Origin of the sequence: Pseudomonas sp. B20, from assembly GCF_020515755.1 — a bacterium.
Lineage (GTDB): Bacteria > Pseudomonadota > Gammaproteobacteria > Pseudomonadales > Pseudomonadaceae > Aquipseudomonas > Aquipseudomonas syringae.
In genome coordinates this window covers 16,323-33,087 of record NZ_JAHPJG010000005.1, presented here as the reverse complement: position 1 = coordinate 33,087, position 16,765 = coordinate 16,323, and the positions used below count along the sequence as shown (strand labels likewise).

The following is a 16,765-nucleotide window of genomic DNA, read 5'->3' as shown; positions in this document are numbered from 1 at the left end:
TCCTTAATCCGTGGCGTCAGGCAGTGCGTGCAAACGACCGATTACAGGCGCTGTCGAGGCTCGCCGCCAAGCCTTGGACGATCTGCGCCACTTCAGCGGCGTCCAGCACCAGGGGTGGCAACAGGCGGATGATTTTGCCCCGAGTGACATTGATCAGCAGGCCATGTTCCTCGGCTGCAATGCGTGTCAGTTCAGGTATGGCCTGGCGCAATTCGATCCCGATCATCAAACCTAAGCCACGAACGTCCAGCACGTTCGGGTGGGCACCCAGCGCATTGCGCAGCCCGTCCAGCAACTGCCGGCCTTGCAGTGCGGCGTTTGCCACCAGCGCCTGTTGTTCGATGATATCGATCACCGTGCAGCCGACCCGACAGGCCAGCGGATTACCGCCGAAGGTACTGCCGTGGCTGCCGGGCGTGAACAGTTGCGCCGCCCTGCCCCGCGCCAGGCAGGCACCGATCGGTATGCCGTTGCCCAGCCCCTTGGCCAGGGTCATGACGTCAGGGACGATGCCCTCATGCTGAAAGGCAAACCACTTGCCGGTCCGGCCCATGCCGGTCTGGATTTCGTCGAGCATCAACAGCCAGTCACGCCGCGTGCAACGCTCTCTCAAGGCCTTGAGATACCCGGCGGGTGCCATCTGCGCGCCGCCCTCGCCTTGAATCGGCTCGACCAGCACGGCAGAGATCCGGTGCCCATAGGTCGTGCAAACCTTGTCGAACGCCGCCAGGTCGCCAAATGGCACTTTGATGTAATCGCCGGGCAAGGTACTGAAACCCAGGCGTACGGCCGGCCCGTCACTGGCCGACAGCGTGCCCAGCGTGCGACCGTGAAAGGCGTTTTCCATGACCACGACCAGAGGCCGTTCGATGTATTTGTGCCAGCCATACAGGCGCGCCAGCTTGAGCGCAGTCTCGTTGGCCTCGGCACCGGAATTGTTGAAAAACACCGCGTCCAGCCCCGACAAGGCCGTCAGTTTCTGCGCAAGGCGCTGCTGCCAGTCGACGGTGTACAGGTTGGAGGTGTGCAACAGCAGACCTGCCTGATCACGAATCGCCTCGACCAGCAGTGGATGCGAGTGCCCCACGTTGGTCACTGCCACGCCCGCCACGGCGTCCAGGTACTCGCGCCCGCCTTGGTCCCACAGACGTGTGCCCAGACCATGGGTGAAACTCAGGGCCAGAGGTTGGTAAGTGCTCATCAGGCAGGTGGCGGTCATGAGGTGAAGCTCCTTGGGTATGTTTCGGTTTTTGCAGTATCGTTAACCACCTCAAATGGATAAACAGCGAAATACTTCAATCATTTTAAAGCTGAGATTGATAATGGATTTATTTCAGGCAATGCGGGTGTACGTGAAAGTGGTCGAGGCAGGCAGCCTGACGGCAGCGGCGCAAGCGTGTTCGATTTCCACCACCATGGTCGGCAATCACTTGCGCGCACTGGAGGAGCGCCTGGGCGTCAGCCTGTTGCAGCGCACCACACGCCGCCAGCGACTGACGGAATTCGGTACCGCGTATTACGAGCGTTGCCTCGAGGTGCTGGGGCTGGTGGCCGAGTCCGAGCAGTTGGCCGAGCAGGCCCACGGCGACCCCACAGGTACACTGCGCATCACCGCGCCACTGACATTCGGTTCGGAAGTATTGGCGCCTGCTCTGGTCGAATTTTCGCGACGCTTTCCCGAGGTCAAGCTCGACCTGGTGCTGACCAATCAGCGTCTGGACATGATCGACAATGGCTTTGACGTCGCCATTCGCCTGGGCAACATGCCTGAATCCTCACCGCTGATCGCGCGCGCCCTGCAGGATTACACCTTGACCATCTGCGCCGCACCGGACTATCTGGCCCGTCACGGCACGCCGACGCATCCCGAGGATCTTCGTGAGCATAATTGTCTGGCGTTCGCCTACCCGGCGGGAGACGAATGGCGCACTGCCGGTACACAGTGGCGTATGACCGGCGCAGACGGCGACGTGCTGGTGGAGGTAAGCGGTTCGATGGTGGCCAACACTTCCGCCGGTCTTTATCAGGCGGCTCGTGCAGGCCTGGGGGTAGTGATGCTTCCGGATGCACTGGTACAGCGCGACCTGCAGGAGGGCCGGCTGGTTGCACTGTTCCCCGACTACCATTTGCCCAGACGACCGACAAACCTGCTGTATGTACAGGATCGCTATCGACTGCCCAAACTGAGAAGTTTTGTGGAGTACGCGACGGGGCTTTGGGGGCGGTGAAGGCTTACCGCCGGAGGGTTAGCGGGTCGACTCCGGCGCGCAGCCTTTGCGGTGCGCGCCGGGGTGTACCGGGAATGAACGTCAGACCCGGAATCGGCTGACCAGGCTTTGCAGATGCACGCCCAGACGAGCGAGCTCGACGCTCGACGCAGCGGTCTCTTCACTGGCAGAAGCCGTCTGTTCGGAGATGTCTCGCACATTCAGGACACTGCGGTTGATCTCTTCGGCAACGGCGCTTTGCTCTTCGGCGGCAGCGGCGATCTGATGGTTCATCGTCTCGATCGTCGAGATCGCCTGAGTCATGTTATTGATGGAAACACCCGCATTGCGTGTCAGCTCGACACTGTTTGCAGTCAGTGCCTGGCTGTTGTCGAGGATCGTCGCCACCTGCGCCGTGCGGGTATGCAGGCCGCTGATCAATGCCGCGATCTCTTCGGTCGACGTCTGCGTGCGCTGGGCCAGGCTTCTCACTTCGTCAGCCACCACCGCGAAACCCCGGCCTGCTTCGCCCGCACGCGCCGCTTCGATGGCAGCGTTGAGGGCCAGCAGATTGGTCTGCTCGGCAACGGCCTTGATGACATCGAGCACGCCACCAATCTTGTTGCTCTCATTCTTGAGGTCGTCCATCGCGGACTTGGAGTGAGAGACTTCAGTTGCGAGCTTCTCGATCTGGGCAACCGCCTTGGAAACCACGCCGTCACCTTCGCGAGCTTCTTTCGAAGCGTTGACCGCAGCGTGCGAAGCCTGTTCCGCGTTGCGTGCGACTTCCTGAACGGTCGCAGACATTTCGTGCATAGCAGTGGCGACCTGATCGGTTTCGCTCTTCTGGCTGTTGACGCCAGCGCTGGTCTGCTCGGTGACGGCCGACAACTGTTCGGCGGCACTGGCGATTTGTGTCACGCCATCGCGCAAGCCACCAATGAGCTCGCGCAGGTTGCCGGTCATGCGCATCATGCTGCCCTGCAACTGGCCCAGTTCGTCCTTGCGGGTGATCACCTGGTTGTGCGTCAGATCACCATCAGCGACACGCTCGGCCAGTTTCAGTGTCTCACGCAGCGGGCCAACGATAAGATTGGTAATGACCCACGCCGCCAGGGCGCTCATGATCAGCGCTGCAATCAGCCAGACAGAGAGCAGCATCTTGGCCTGACTCACATCTTCCACTCTCAGGTTGACCTGGTTCTCGGACAGCTTGTCAGCACATTCAAACAGGATGCCGATGTCTTTGGTGATACCTGCCTGCGCCTGCTCAATCCTGGCCTGCGCCGCGGTGAACTGATTCAAGGTGTTCTGATAGCTGAGCATAGAGTCAACGAGGTGCTTGATGGTCGCCGACTGACCCTCGAAACCTTGCAGATTTCTGACAAACTCGATAACCGTGTTCATCGATGTTTCCGCTGGCGCCCGGTTTTCCGGCTTCAGCGAATAGGTGTAGCCGCGCAAGTCGAAGCGCATTTTCTGGAACAGCGTCATCGCCTGCACGATGGCATCGCGCTGCGCGGGGGTGCCGTCATCGGATCGGGCAACGGCGTTGAGCTTTTGCAAATCGTCAGCGCCTGCATCGGCATACTGGCCAAACACCGAACGGGTAGCCTCACGGGCAGCGGTCGCCTGCATGAGGTTGTCGTAGTGGATACGGTAATCCTTCAAGGCGTCGGCGGCAGTATTGACCAGCGGTATATTCAACGGCGAGTCGAACACCTTCTGCGCATACTTCACATGATTTTCGAGACTTTCGAATGCTTTCAGCCAGTTGCTGGCGCGCTCGGCGTCATAGTTGACCGAATAGGCCAATCGGGCAATGCGGACATCTCGCGTAAGCGAGCTCAGCTTGCCGATGTCGGAAATCCGCTCGCTTCGTTCACTCAGCGAGGTGATGCCTGTCCAGCCTGTCAGCGCAATCAGCACCGTCAGTACGATGACCAAAGCAAACCCGAGCACGAGCTTGGACCTGACAGAAATATTGCTCAGAGTATTTATCACAGGGAGTCGCTCTTTTGTTGGTCATCAGTGGAATGCAAGAGGCCTGTCCTTGCCATCTATCTATACAATCCACAAATGTCGGCAGCGAGGCTTCAAACTTTAAAACTGACGTCAATATTTCGCTTGAAAATAAATCCTCGCGGGCGCGACCAACCCCGATGGCATTTTCATTCGAGTCAGTTAGCATGGGCCGTTACCCACACTTGGGTATTCTGGAGAAGTGCATGAGTCTGGAATTGATCGCCTCAAAAAGCAGCTTGTTGACCATCGAGGAGCGCTCTGCAATTGCCGAGATCGAGGCCACGACCAATGTGCTGCGACTTGTCACTCGCCTGACAGGCATGCGCTTCGCCGGTATCGCCAAGTTCACCGACGCAGACTGGATCGCCTGTTCTGTCTATGACCCGACTGACCTGGGTATCGACGACGGCGACGTGTTCAAACTCGAGACCACGCTCTGCAACGAGTTTTGCGTCAACCCCGAAGCACTGTTCGTGCCGCAGATCAGCACGAACGGCCGGTATGCGAACCTGCCGGTGGTAAAGCGCTACGCCATCGAAAGCTATGCCGGCGTACCGATCTACCTTCCCGACGGGCAACTGTATGGCGCGTTGTGCGCTCTGGACTCCAGAACGACGCTGTTTGACGACCCCGATCTGGCGGAAACCCTGACCCTGTTCGCCCGATTGATCGGGTGCATTTTCTTCGCCAATATCAACGAAGGTAGCTGACTCGGGCGCAGCACTGCCGACTCACGGGCTGACAGACTGCTCTGCAAGCGCATACAGGGGCACCGATTCGAGCAAGGCACTGCTGAACTGACCTTCGTCGAGTTGCATGCGATGTCGGGGCGGAACGGGTGTCGCAGGGTGATCGCCGTCCAGCAAGGCTTCGACAGGCAGATCGATCCCGAAATGAGGAAATGGCTCCTGAGCCACCCAACCGCCAGCGGCCAGGACCAACAATAGAAAAATACCCGCAATGGGTTCTTTGGGTCTGCACATTCTCGTTTCTCCAATCCGGCAAAACGATCCGGCTCACAATGAGCCACTCAGTATAAAAACCGGGGCGTCACCCGGCTCTCGCGGTCGTCGCATTACGCGAAGGGCTCTTCGCCTTGCAACTTGGTGCGGTGCATCATTCGCCCGCACTCGGGGTCATAAGCTTCGGCCCGGTGCATGGTGCCGGTGTTGTCCCAGATCACCAGATCACCGACCTGCCACGCATGGCTGTAACTGAACGCCTCGGACGTGGCCCATTCGCGAAGGCCAACCAGAATTCGCGCACTTTGCGCCACGCTGAGGCCAACGACTTGCTGCGCGGTGCAGCCCAGAATCAGCGACTTGCGACCGGATCGGTGCTTCCAGACCAGCGGCAACTCCTTCTCGCCGATAGCCTGCATGGCCTCGAGCATCGCAAGGCCAGGCTCCGGATTGTAATAGAGTAACGATGCCCATGGGGCATGAATGACGCGCAGACCGTCGTAATGCTGTTGCTCAGCGCTCGATAGTCCCTCGTACGCCGCGTAAGTGTTACAGAAACCCGTGTTGCCTCCCCAACTGGCGGGCACCTTGCAGGACAACAACGAAGCCAGAATGGGTGAATCGCTGCTCGTACCGTCTATGTGCCAGTAGAGCGAACCTTTGAGAAACTCCGCGCCTGCCGGATTCTCTTTCACATCCAGGCTGATTCGAGTGATGTTCTGCCCATCGCCGGGTTCAGGGCAGAACGTACCCAGCGTGCGAGTGAAGGCTATCTGCTCTGCGTCGGAAAAATGAATCTGCGGGAACACCAGCACCCCTCGCTGCTCTAGCAGCTCCCGGATCTCGCCAGCGAATTGCCCCGACAGCAGTTCCTGCTTGCCGTTGAAAACACGCGCGCCAATACCTGGCTTGATGGGCTCCTGTGACAGCTGAACGAGCGAAGTGGCTAACATGGTGCGACCCTCTTCATAAGTGAACACAACGGTACACTTATGAAGAAGTGGAAGCAATAGCCCTTTTTTGCCGCGGGACGTTTTAAAGGGAATGCAGGTAATTACCAAAGTGATCGTGCAGGAAGAAAGCGAGCAATACTCCGATAAGCATTGCCAGCAAATCCAGCGCTCTGGCCTTGCCCCATATTGGCGCGCGCTCCCGGAGTCGAAAATACCAGGGGCCCGTACAGAGAATAAGACCCTGCCCCAGGAACCAGACAAGGACAATGAAAAGCCCAGTGCTTAAGAGGCTGTCGTTTCTGACAATCAGAGAACCTGTCGACTGACTCAAGGCAGCAAAATAAAGGCCGACCACCCCGATGACCGCCATCGTCAGCCCAATGGGCCAGGCTGGAAAGCCACGACGCTGTACGTGCTTTTCAAGGTTCGACCGATCCCCCTCCAAGAGCTCGATGGTTCTCGGCCATCCTGCAATACGCGCAAGCGTCAGTACGTCATGGCCATTGCTGTTGGTCGCCGCAGAATCTGCCCCCATGTACAGAAGCGTGGCGACGAAATTGCAATTACCGGCGAGGGTTTCGCGATGGATCATTTGCCAGCCCGAGTCGTCGTAGTCAGTGGCCAGACCCGGATCATCCCGAAGGCCCTCTTCCACGGCACCCTGTGCGTTCAGTCCCATCGGATGCTCAAGCCGCTCCAGCTTGTTCAAGGCACGTTTATCCGATGCACTGTCCAGTGCGCGCGAGAAGCAGACCGGTGACTTGCCCTCTGCTGGCGGAACAAGCATAACGGTCCCCGCCTCACCAAAGTCCAACCCCCACGCCTGGTCATGCTCGACGCGCTCGGCCGCAGACATGCCGGACCGCAGGGCATCGATAGTGAAACCGCCGAATGCACGACCGCCAATCACATAGACCCAGTCATTCAAGCGGTCCAGGGGAACCGACACAGGGTCCCCGGCATTTATCGAACTCACCCACACAGGCTCATTCATGAGAATGCCCGAGAGGGTCAGGCCGTCGAAATCGACATCCGTGACCCACATGTTCTCAACCGATGGGCTGTCGGGATCGGCTGAGTCAGTCGTGAAGGACACCTTTACCGCCGCCAGGTCCAGCGCTTTCACAATTCGGCGACGCTCCCAGGACATCTCGCGCCAGAAGAATCTGAAGGTGCGCTGCGCACTGGCAACCGCGACACGAAAGTCCTCGTTCTCGCCTTCAACACCGTAAATTTTTTGCTCCGTCATTGGCAGGGTCATTCCTTGTTTGATGAGTGCGAACAGAATGGCGGTGTCGCTGGCCCTCATTCAATTCGGCTGTTTTAAATACATTATTTCATGAGTCACTGTGGCGCCAATCTCGATATTACCTGCTTGCGGCCAGGATAATCCGCTGCCAAAGTGCCTCGAACGAACGCCTGAAAATCGATACTGGCGTGCCTCAATCGGAGCAGAAATGAAATACGACGACGCCTCCTGGCACTATAACGGCAACTTTCCCAGCGACCTTCCACACGCCGCCGGTGCAACGCACATCGGTATGTTTCTGGCCTGGATGCTGCTGAACAAACTGGCCAGTGAAGAGCTGCTCGATGATGCAGAAAGCGAGGTAGACGCGCTGGAAAAACGCGAGCTTACGGGCAGAGCCTTCGTTATATCAATGCTCGACGAAAAGCTTACCGATCAGGAGTTCAATACGGTCGGCAATGCGTTCGCGATAGCCTATTACGAGGGACTGAACAGCGACAGCCGCTATGTCGATGATTACGTGCTCGCCTTTGGTGTCACCCAGGATGCGATCTACAGCGTTGAAGACACCTGGGCCAATTACGACAAACTGTCCCCAGTCATAGATGCCCGTTTTGCAGACTGGCAAGCGATGGGCAAACCCGAATATATTGTCTGACCCGTATGACGCGGCAGCAGCTATACCGCAAAATGCCGCTTCGGCCTCACCGCCAATACGCAATTCAAGGAACGAATCAACGTGCACGCCCCTGCCCCGCAAATCCTCATCCAGCGCATGGCCGACATTCACCTCGAAGGTGTCACAGCACTCTATAACGAGCCTGCGGTGTGCCGTCAGGTGTTGCAGATGCCTTATCAGTCCATCGAAGTCTGGCGCAAACGCCTGGCTGCCAGTACCGAGCGACACGTGAAACTGGTCGCGCTCCATGGCAACGAGGTGATTGGCAGCATTGGCCTGGAGCAGTATTCGCGCAGTCGACAAAGCCATGTCGGCGCTATCGGTATGGGCGTCGCATCGGCCTGGCAGGGCAAAGGCGTCGGCTCGAAGTTGCTGGCAACCGCACTGGACATCGCAGACAACTGGATGAACCTGCACCGGGTGGAGTTGACCGTGTATGTCGACAACGAAGCAGCCCAGGGTCTGTATCGAAAATTCGGTTTCGAAACAGAGGGCCGGCTGCGCAACTACGCGGTGCGCGATGGCCTGTTCATCGATGCCTTGAGCATGGCGCGGCTCAGATAAACTGTGTCCGTCAACACCGCTACTTGAGCGATGCGTCAAAGCATGCAAGGATCAGCCATGAATCAATTTCCCCAAAGCAACCGACATCACCACCACAGCCCGCTTCAAGGTGCTGCGGTTGCTTGTGCTCATCGATTGGCCAGATATAGATCCACGTTCTGACCCATCAGTGAAACCGACCAAGGCGCCCATGGCGCCTTTTTTATTGCCTGAAAAAACTGGAGATCATCACCCATGACCATGCTACGCGGAACCCGCATCGTGACCGGAACAGAAGCCGCAACCCTGCGTGACACAGAAAATCGTTTCCGGAGCTATCTTCATCGAAGCCGGAGCTGAGGAAGCGATAGTGCCGGCCTTATGGGGCCAGGACACCTTTATCGAAAAAGCCGGCGGCAGCGAAATCATCGGCCAGATGTGGGCCTTCGAGGACAAGGCCGGGCGCGCCTGTTGCCTGATACCCGAAGCCACGGCGCTGTTTCAGGAACGCAGCGAAGCGCTGCTTGAGGGACGACGTGAAGCGCTGTTTTTCTACGTGGCACGCTGTTATCGCTACGAGCGCCCGCAAGCCGGACGCTACCGCGAATTCACCCAGCTGGGACTGGAAATCCTCAGCCCTTCACCGCAACAGGCGCTGCTGCGCAGCCAGGCCATCTGCACCGGTTTTCTGGATTCGCTGGGCCTGGACTATGAACTCAATACCGCCGTGAAACGGGGCCTGAGCTACTACCTGGAAGGCAACGGCTTCGAGGTGCGATGTTCACGCCTGGGTGCGCAGCAACAAGTGGTCGGCGGCGGCGCCTATCGAGAGGGTGCCGGGTTTGGCATCGGGCTGGAGCGGCTGGTATTGGCGCTTGGGTGCGGCCAATAACGCGCATCCTGTAACTGGCCGTAGAAGCGCAAAGCGTTACACTGCGCTTCTACCCTGCCCCCGACCCGAGGCCCCCGTATGAAAGTTGGTGTGATTTCCGACACCCACGGACTGCTCCGTCCTGAAGCCATCGCTGCGCTACAGGGCTGCGCACAGATCATCCATGCCGGTGACATCGGCAGCCAGGACATCGTCGAGCAACTGACCGCCATCGCCCCGCTGCACATCGTGCGCGGCAACAACGACATGGATGCAGACTGGGCAACACACATCGCCGATCACCTGCGCTTCGACATCGACGGCTGGCAAGTCCTGCTGGTCCACGACATCGCCGACGTTCCAGCGTTAGTGGATGACAGCGTGAAACTGGTCGTGACCGGCCATTCACACAAACCCCTCATCGACTGGCGCGGCGACACGCTGTATCTGAACCCTGGCAGCGCCGGGCGGCGGCGTTTCAAACTGCCGGTGACGCTGGCGCTGCTTGAGGTGAGCGCGGATGCGATTGAGCCGAGTCTGGTGCAGTTGGTCGACTGACAACAGGGCTAACGCTGAGTATTTCTTCACGCAAAAAACAGGGTTTCGATCACGGCGATTATCGTCCCCACGCTCCGCATGGGAATGCCGTTCGTGACGCTCCGCGTCACCCTGAACGCAAGACTCATCCCTGTACCGATAAGCGCTCCAAATGCCAATGCAACACAGGACCTCTAAAGATCCTGCGACTCATGCAGTGTCCTTTCTATTAATCAGCATTACAGTCCCTTCAATGGCATCACAGCTGCGCAGGCATACGAAAATCGCGCAGCGCACTCATATCAAACGGATTGGGTGCCCGCTGGCTCGACAAAAGATAGTTGGCGCGCATCCCGCCCACCTCGGCCTTGAGCAGCAGAACGTCGCGTCCTTTCAGAGGCTCGGTCTGCATCAGATCCAGAAGGCGAAACAGCGACCAGGGACCGGTGTTCTTTTCAATCCCCAGTGGCCTGCCAACCATACCTTCCATCACCAGACTCGTACGCCCCTCTTCAGCATCAGCAGGCCATTTGAACAAGGTCGGTACGATGGGACCATGCCGATACTCCAGTGACTGCTCGCCCAGCCGGAACTCGGCGCGGCGAACACTTGGGTCGAGCGTGTAGGGTTCAAGGGTAAACTGCACCTGCGGTTCTTGCGCGCGATGGGCAAAGAAACTTTTGCGGATTCGATGCACACCTGCCATCTGATCCAGATACGCACGGCTCATGGGCAGGCTGTAGCCGTCAATGCTGCGCAGTTTGTATCGCCCCGGATCGCCACTGACAAATGGCCTCAGGTAGCTATCAAAGAAGCGTTCGGCTATCCCCTGCGAGCCGAAGAACTCACGAAAATCATTAAGCTCCACATCACTGCTGCTGTGTGCATGAAACGGATAGCGCTTGTCGAGAGATTGCTCATAGAAACTGTAAAGCTCGGCCTTGTAGCGCTGGTTGAGGTACCGATGAGACTGATACAGCACGAAGCTCCAGGTGTCCTCCGCAAGCGTATTGAACAACCCGCCCAGAGGCTGCGCCAGACCGGTCGCCGCGTTGCGCAGGTTGCTCAGTGCATCCCGCTGTCCAGACATTCGTCCCTTTGCCATTTCGTAGGCAGCAAGATCGGGCTGACCTGAACGCCCCAAAGCAGCCATTTGCATCTGCAATTCATTGATCGCGCTCAATGCGGCAATCAGTTCGGGAGTCGGACCATTATCGCTGTCCAGTAAACGGTGTAAGGGATCAAAACGGCGCTGCAACGATTTCTTTGCCGTCCCGGGCAGGCTGACAGTCACCGCCTGCTGAACTTTATCGCCAATCGCGGCCACCTGAGTGATTGGCGATGGTCCAGAGACAGCTTTACCAGCTTCAGCCTTCATCGCGTCGAGACTGTCTGCAAGGACCGGAAAAAGCGTGTTGTCACGTACTTCGATCAGTAATTGCAACAACGGCGAATGGGCTGCCGTCAGCCCGGCCATTTGCACCGCAGCAGCACCGGGCCCCTCGAAGGGTTGCAGCGAAACCCGTCCGATCGCCTCGGCCCAATAATCGGCATAATCCCGGAAATACAGCTTTTCCAGCTCGACCATCAGCACCCGCAGCTGTTTTGCATCGAACTGCGCGCCCTCACCCAGAACCCAGTTGTCATGCATGAGTTCGGTCACTAAACCCGTGCCACGAGTGACGAAATATTGCTCATAACCATAGCGGGTGTAGAGCCCGGGAATTCGGTAATCAGTACCCGCCAGTAAACCTGCCTGCGAGCCGACGTGGTGGGCCAGACTGTAGTCCGGGAGTGTACTTGCCCTTTCGCGCAACACTCGATAAACGACGCTGGCAAAGGACTCGTTGCGCAGAACCTGTCGAGCCTGTGCCACTAGCGCGTCGTTTACAGGGTAGGCAAAGGACTGAGCAAGCAGACGCTCGAAATGCTGAGTCAGCTGGTTCTGAGCCTGCGCATGACCGACGTAACGAACTGACCAGTCGGTCGCTACCCACGCCTTCAGCGCAGAGGGTTCCCGGTGCTCGTCCTTGACCAGCATCAGGTAGGCACGCAGGCTATCCAGCAACTGCTCGCGATCCCCCAGGCTAGCCATTATGCGCGCCTCAATCATGTGGGCCACGCGTGGCAGCAACTCCCTCTGCAGCTCCGCATGATAGGTGTGCATCAGAACATCGTTGGCAGGCTTGCCCTGATAGAGGCCACTGCGTTCATGCAGACCGACCTCATCGCCATCCGGAAATACGCGGGCCGCCAGATAAAGCGTGTTCAAGCTATCAAGGACCGTCAGCAGATCGTCCTCGGCGCCCAGTGATGATCTTTGGTGCGCCCATTGCTCGCCCATAACACGCAGCCTTTCCAGCCGGTCATGATTGGCACTGAAACCGGTCGCCCACAGCACACCGAACACAGACAAGAGCAACAACGCCGCGCAACACATACCCCGCTGACGCCACTGAATCTTTCGGCGTGCTGTTTTATCGAGAATCGCGAGATCGGCCTCAGGGAAAATCACATGTCGTAACAAATCATGAATGAACCGCGCTTTTCCGCTGTAGCGGGTCAGTGATCCGGTATCGCTTTGCCCATCGGATGGCTGATCGTTCTGCACGAATTGCGGCGCTCGGGTCAGGTAAAATCCACGAAACTGACTGGCCCGCTGATAGCGATTTCCGGAAAATGCCAGCTCGACAAAGACGCTCAGTCGATACGCGATGCCTCCAAGCTGGTTGGGGAACTCAAGCATTTCGCCACGGCGTCGGCTGTCCCGCTCCTGATGAATGCGAGTGATAACCTGACTGCCAAGGCGTTGCAGCAAGGCATCGAACGCCTTGCCAAGAACATCGATATCACTGCCTTGCTCACCCTGCCGGAACGTAGTGCCCAAGACCTGTTCACTCTCTTCCCGGGAGAGTTGATCGAAAAAGGCGTCGAAGCCTGCAACCGAGTCGGCCTTGGTCAGTACCAGGTAAACCGGCACATCGACATGCAACTGATGAAATATGTCGTCCAGGCGAGCCCGTACGTCTTCGGCGATTTTCTCCAGACGCTTGTCGTGCTCGTCAAACAAAGTGTCGACCGGCAGTGTTACCAGCACCCCACTGAGTGGATGCGTACGGTGGCGACCTCGCAGCAACTTCAATAACGTGGTCCATGCGCTGCCGTCGACGTCGGGCACGGGCTGCTCGAGATAGCGCCCGGATGTGTCCAGCAGAACTGCCTGCTCAGTGAAATACCAGCCGCAACTGCTGGTGCTGCGCATATCGTGCGTCAGCTTGCGCCCTCGCCTGTCCAGGGGAAAATCGAGCCCGGAAAAATCCAGCAGACTGGTCTTGCCGCTACCTTGGGGGCCGATCACTGCATACCATGGCAGCTCATTTCGGCCCCTAGTGCCCAATACGCCATACAGGTCCGAATCCTTGAGCACGCGCAAGGCATCCTTGAAACGCCCCGCAAGTTCCAGGCGCTCTTTTTCCACCGCGATAGTTTTACGCAGATGTTCCTGGCCTGCCGGGCTTTCCTCCTTCTGCCTTTTCTGCAAGCCGCTGCGCCAGTTGAGAAATACAACCCCGAGGCCCCAAATCAGCAACAACATACTGATAGTCGCCAGGCGCACAACGGGACTCTCCCAGAACCGGTTATCGGCCATCGCCAGCAAGGGCCCGAATATCCAGATACAGGCAGCCAGCGTCAGAACCAATAACAGCGACCAGAACCAGCTGCTGCCCAATAGCGTCATGAGTTTTTTAAACAAGTTTTTCACTGCATCTCTCATTTCAAGACCGCCGCTCGATGACTACCGCATCCGCAGACTGATAAGGCCTGAGTACGGCCTCACGCTGCTCGCCGAGTACCCAGGCAAATCCGCAATACAGCGCGGTCAGGCTTATAGCGGTGAACAACCCAATCAGCCACGCAGGGATAATGCGCAGCCGGTCGGCAGCGCCGGAACGTGCGCCCTGCCAGTGAGGCGAAAGCGTTCGCGAAACGTCGCCTCTTACGTGTTTTATCTGCAGATAGAGGTTATGCCGGATATCTTCCAGCTCGTTGCCATTGCGCCGATGGGAGCGGTACTTCCCCTCAAAACCGAGTGCCAGGCACAGGTACATCAACTCGAGCATCGAGAGATGCCTGAAAGCGTTTGCGGAGAGCTTTTCAAGCAGTTGAAAGAATTTTTCGCCGCCGAAGGTTTCCTTGTGAAAGCGGCTTAGCAGACTGATCTTCGACCAGTCACTCTGGCTACCCCAAACCGTGTTCAGTACAGCTTCATCCACTACCGTACACAGCACATAGCGCGCGGCCAGCAGCTCATCGTTCGCTATCGCGTTTCGCCTTGCCCTGGCTTCGAACAGTTTCACCTGATCGGAAAGCTGTACGTTCAGAAGATGGATATCTCCAACGTCATCTGCTGCGCCCAGTTTTGCCACCTGAGCCAGCAATTCGCTGGCTGCAGCAACCAGTGGATTGACGTGGCTACCGGCCTTTCTTTCCGATACTCGCCGAGTGCTGTAGAGCAACTGCTCCTGCAGACCTTCGAAAAGATTCGTGTGGTGGGTGTCGGTGAAGTAGCCGCTTTTCGACCCGCTATTATCCCGGTCGAAAGCAGCATGATCTTCGAGACCGCTTTGCACATCCGCCACCCTGTTCAATTTCTGATCGCCCAGAACTGCAGTTCAAGACCGGGAAATTCACCTGATACATGGAAAGCGAATCCTCCCGACTGATCGATCCCGGTCTGCTCCCGGTCATCGACATCGAGAATGAAATAGCTCTTGGCAGCATGAAACGGTATTTGCCGAGGCGCCACAGGCAGAGGCCTGATACGTAAACCCGGCAAATGCAGGCTCACCAGCTCGCGAATACGCTCCACCGAACCGACTTTAAGATGCGAAGGCAGTCGCAGACGCAGTTCTTCGGCATCGCAATCTGCACGGGCAGCAATAATGAACGAGGCATCCCCCAATAGCTCACGATCCACCCGAGGCGAAACCAGAACTCCATACTGCCGGGGCTGCAACTCCAGTTCCTGAGCCTGCTGCTCGAGAACCATCGACAGCATCTGTCGAATCTCGGACATTACGCTTCTGAATGTGCAGCCCTGGTCACTGTGCTGGTAAGTAACCTCCAATCGAGGACGTCTGCTTTCACCGCCAAATGTCGATAACTCGCCCAACAGCGACAGCAGTGCACGGTAGAGCTCTTCAGGGTGGATGCTTCGAATAGTGAGATAGTGTTGAAAAACCAATGCATTGCGATTGACCAGTTGCAACATCATCAAATCGCTTGCCTCTGCGCCACTGGCCTGACCGCGAACACCGATACGCTCGGCAATCACGTCCCCACGGTGATTCAGCAAACCTGCCACTTCCCTCAGGCACGACGTCACATAGCGGGAACCGCTGGCGCTGATAAAGGCCGGTGAAAATTCGAGGTCCAGCGAAAGCGACTTGTCAGGACTGCAGATCAGAATGTGGCAGACCTTGAGCATGCTGTAGGTGTGCTCTCCCTGGGGCTCCCCCATCAACAATCGGAACTCTGGCCGGGCGCACAGCACTGGCGTGGAACGGTCTTCACCAGCGTTTGAATCGCGGATGTTCGCTGAGTAGCTTGTAAACCGTGCGACCACATCCGGCTGTTCGTGACTGCGAGACTCAATGCAATTGCCCGCCATGATCGGCAGTGCCAGGTACACCGACACGTTTGAAGTATTGGGGGGAATATCCAGCGCCAAAGGACTCTCATGGCCGCGTATATCGAAGACACTGCCGTCCGGCAGGATGCCCGAGGCCTGGGCAATCACGATCTGCCCTGAACCCAGAAATTGCGGATCAATTTCCAGAGCTGTAAAGCCCCAGTTGTAGGCGCCTGCCAACTGAGTCCGAATCCGCAACTGATCGTCATAGTAACGATCGTGATGCTGAAAGTGCTGCGGGCGAAGCAGCATGCCTTCCTGCCAGATAACCTTGTGCGAATTCATAGCGACTTTCCTGTGCGAGTTGGGCTATCTGCCAGTTGAAGCCCGGAATCCCCCAATACAAAAACAGCGCTGTTCTGTTGGTTGGGGAGTATTTGAATCACCTGACGCCAGCGGGTCTCGGACACGTTGCGGTAAGCCGCGAGCACCGCGACATAACGACTGCTGTCGTCGAGCTTCAGCTTCAACTCAATACTGTCGCCGGGACGAAGTTCGAACTCTTCACTGGCCACCAGATCATTTCCCAGCGCCTGCCCGGTACGTTTATAAAGCGAGAAAAAATCCATGCTCTCAAACGTCACGGGACGCCGAAGTTCAAGCAGCTTGAAAACAACCGGAGACGGTCTGCCATTCACATCGGGATTCAGTCGATCATTCGCGCTCAGTCTGATATCCAGACGTGTTTGCGTTGAGTACGGCGATAGTGCGGAGCAACCTGAGATCAAAACCAAAAGTACTATCAGTACCTTTTGGAAGACTCGGGTAACCCAAGAGCTCACCGAGATCATTTCTGGAAATCCTGACGCAGGGCAGCAATCGAAAAGGCATGCGACGCTGACATCTCTTTTTCAGGAGTCGAGTCCTGCCGCAACGCATTCAGTGGGCTGGAGGGTTCTGGACTGCCCAGCGCGCGGTATTGATCATCACTGAACTTGAAATGACCTTTGCACCCTCCAAGGCAAATAAGCGCAATGAATGTGATAGGCACAGTGCGCCAACAATGAAAGTTCATTGGAACGTCTCCAGACAAGAAATTAACTAAAC

At 57.4% G+C, this 16,765-nt stretch carries 16 protein-coding genes and 1 pseudogene; 6 read left to right on the top strand and 11 right to left on the bottom strand.

All coding sequences use genetic code 11. From position 1 onward, the window contains the following. Positions 1–16 precede the first annotated feature (16 nt). Positions 17–1,219, bottom strand: a complete 1,203-nt coding sequence (locus LIX91_RS06730) for an aspartate aminotransferase family protein (RefSeq protein WP_226488217.1) — start codon at positions 1,217–1,219, stop codon at positions 17–19. Between the two features lie 103 nt (positions 1,220–1,322). Here LIX91_RS06730 and LIX91_RS06725 point away from each other — a divergent pair, with 103 nt between their 5' ends. Beyond that, complete coding sequence (locus LIX91_RS06725) at positions 1,323–2,228, top strand: LysR family transcriptional regulator (RefSeq protein WP_226488216.1); 906 nt, start codon at positions 1,323–1,325, stop codon at positions 2,226–2,228. Between the two features lie 81 nt (positions 2,229–2,309). Here the strand turns inward: LIX91_RS06725 and LIX91_RS25720 are convergent, their stop codons facing one another. Next, a complete protein-coding gene (locus LIX91_RS25720; protein ID WP_371927190.1) occupies positions 2,310–3,023 on the bottom strand; it encodes a methyl-accepting chemotaxis protein in 714 nt (237 codons plus the stop codon). Positions 3,024–3,164: 141 nt separating this feature from the next. Then, positions 3,165–4,136 (bottom strand): annotated as a pseudogene (locus tag LIX91_RS25715) (methyl-accepting chemotaxis protein); the annotation flags it as partial. A gap of 299 nt (positions 4,137–4,435) precedes the next feature. On the opposite strand from LIX91_RS25715, the gene LIX91_RS06715 reads away from it, so the two are divergent. After that, positions 4,436–4,942 carry a GAF domain-containing protein gene (locus LIX91_RS06715; RefSeq protein WP_003410007.1) on the top strand — a complete coding sequence of 169 codons (507 nt, stop codon included), beginning with the start codon at positions 4,436–4,438 and terminating at the stop codon, positions 4,940–4,942. Between the two features lie 21 nt (positions 4,943–4,963). On the opposite strand, the gene LIX91_RS06710 is transcribed toward LIX91_RS06715, so the two are convergent. The 3 genes from LIX91_RS06710 to LIX91_RS06700 all read right to left on the bottom strand — a co-directional run bounded on the left by LIX91_RS06710 (position 4,964) and on the right by LIX91_RS06700 (position 7,456). Continuing rightward, a complete protein-coding gene (locus LIX91_RS06710) occupies positions 4,964–5,215 on the bottom strand; it encodes a hypothetical protein (RefSeq protein WP_032702858.1) in 252 nt (83 codons plus the stop codon). Positions 5,216–5,307: 92 nt separating this feature from the next. Beyond that, positions 5,308–6,147: a TauD/TfdA dioxygenase family protein gene (locus tag LIX91_RS06705; RefSeq protein WP_226488214.1), complete on the bottom strand. Its 840-nt coding sequence runs from the start codon at positions 6,145–6,147 to the stop codon at positions 5,308–5,310. Positions 6,148–6,229: 82 nt separating this feature from the next. Continuing rightward, positions 6,230–7,456, bottom strand: a complete 1,227-nt coding sequence (locus LIX91_RS06700; RefSeq protein ID WP_226488213.1) for a YegJ family protein — start codon at positions 7,454–7,456, stop codon at positions 6,230–6,232. Between the two features lie 148 nt (positions 7,457–7,604). On the opposite strand from LIX91_RS06700, the gene LIX91_RS06695 reads away from it, so the two are divergent. From LIX91_RS06695 to LIX91_RS06680, 4 genes are all read left to right on the top strand, one after another. Further along, positions 7,605–8,054 (top strand): hypothetical protein, encoded by a 450-nt coding sequence (locus LIX91_RS06695; RefSeq protein WP_226488212.1) that lies wholly within the window; start codon positions 7,605–7,607, stop codon positions 8,052–8,054. A gap of 81 nt (positions 8,055–8,135) precedes the next feature. Then, positions 8,136–8,639, top strand: coding sequence for a GNAT family N-acetyltransferase (locus LIX91_RS06690; RefSeq protein ID WP_003416279.1), 504 nt, complete (start codon positions 8,136–8,138; stop codon positions 8,637–8,639). 289 nt (positions 8,640–8,928) lie between these two features. Then, a complete protein-coding gene (locus tag LIX91_RS06685) occupies positions 8,929–9,510 on the top strand; it encodes an ATP phosphoribosyltransferase regulatory subunit (RefSeq protein WP_103364625.1) in 582 nt (193 codons plus the stop codon). Between the two features lie 78 nt (positions 9,511–9,588). Continuing rightward, complete coding sequence (locus tag LIX91_RS06680; protein ID WP_226488211.1) at positions 9,589–10,047, top strand: metallophosphoesterase family protein; 459 nt, start codon at positions 9,589–9,591, stop codon at positions 10,045–10,047. Between the two features lie 238 nt (positions 10,048–10,285). Here the strand turns inward: LIX91_RS06680 and tssM are convergent, their stop codons facing one another. Genes tssM through LIX91_RS06655 form a run of 5 tightly spaced genes read right to left on the bottom strand, consistent with a single transcriptional unit; the run spans position 10,286 to position 16,733 of the window. Then, complete coding sequence (gene tssM, locus LIX91_RS06675) at positions 10,286–13,789, bottom strand: type VI secretion system membrane subunit TssM (protein WP_226488210.1); 3,504 nt, start codon at positions 13,787–13,789, stop codon at positions 10,286–10,288. A 13-nt stretch (positions 13,790–13,802) separates the two neighbouring features. Beyond that, positions 13,803–14,690 carry a type IVB secretion system protein IcmH/DotU gene (gene icmH / locus LIX91_RS06670; protein WP_032702857.1) on the bottom strand — a complete coding sequence of 296 codons (888 nt, stop codon included), beginning with the start codon at positions 14,688–14,690 and terminating at the stop codon, positions 13,803–13,805. After that, positions 14,672–16,003 (bottom strand): type VI secretion system baseplate subunit TssK, encoded by a 1,332-nt coding sequence (tssK, locus tag LIX91_RS06665; RefSeq protein WP_003416270.1) that lies wholly within the window; start codon positions 16,001–16,003, stop codon positions 14,672–14,674. The genes icmH and tssK overlap by 19 nt, the downstream gene beginning before the upstream one ends. Continuing rightward, a complete protein-coding gene (gene tssJ / locus LIX91_RS06660; protein WP_103695481.1) occupies positions 16,000–16,509 on the bottom strand; it encodes a type VI secretion system lipoprotein TssJ in 510 nt (169 codons plus the stop codon). Before tssJ ends, tssK begins: the two co-directional genes overlap by 4 nt. After that, on the bottom strand, positions 16,506–16,733 hold the full coding sequence (locus LIX91_RS06655) for a hypothetical protein (protein ID WP_032702854.1): 228 nt from the start codon (positions 16,731–16,733) through the stop codon (positions 16,506–16,508). The genes tssJ and LIX91_RS06655 overlap by 4 nt, the downstream gene beginning before the upstream one ends. Positions 16,734–16,765 lie beyond the last annotated feature (32 nt).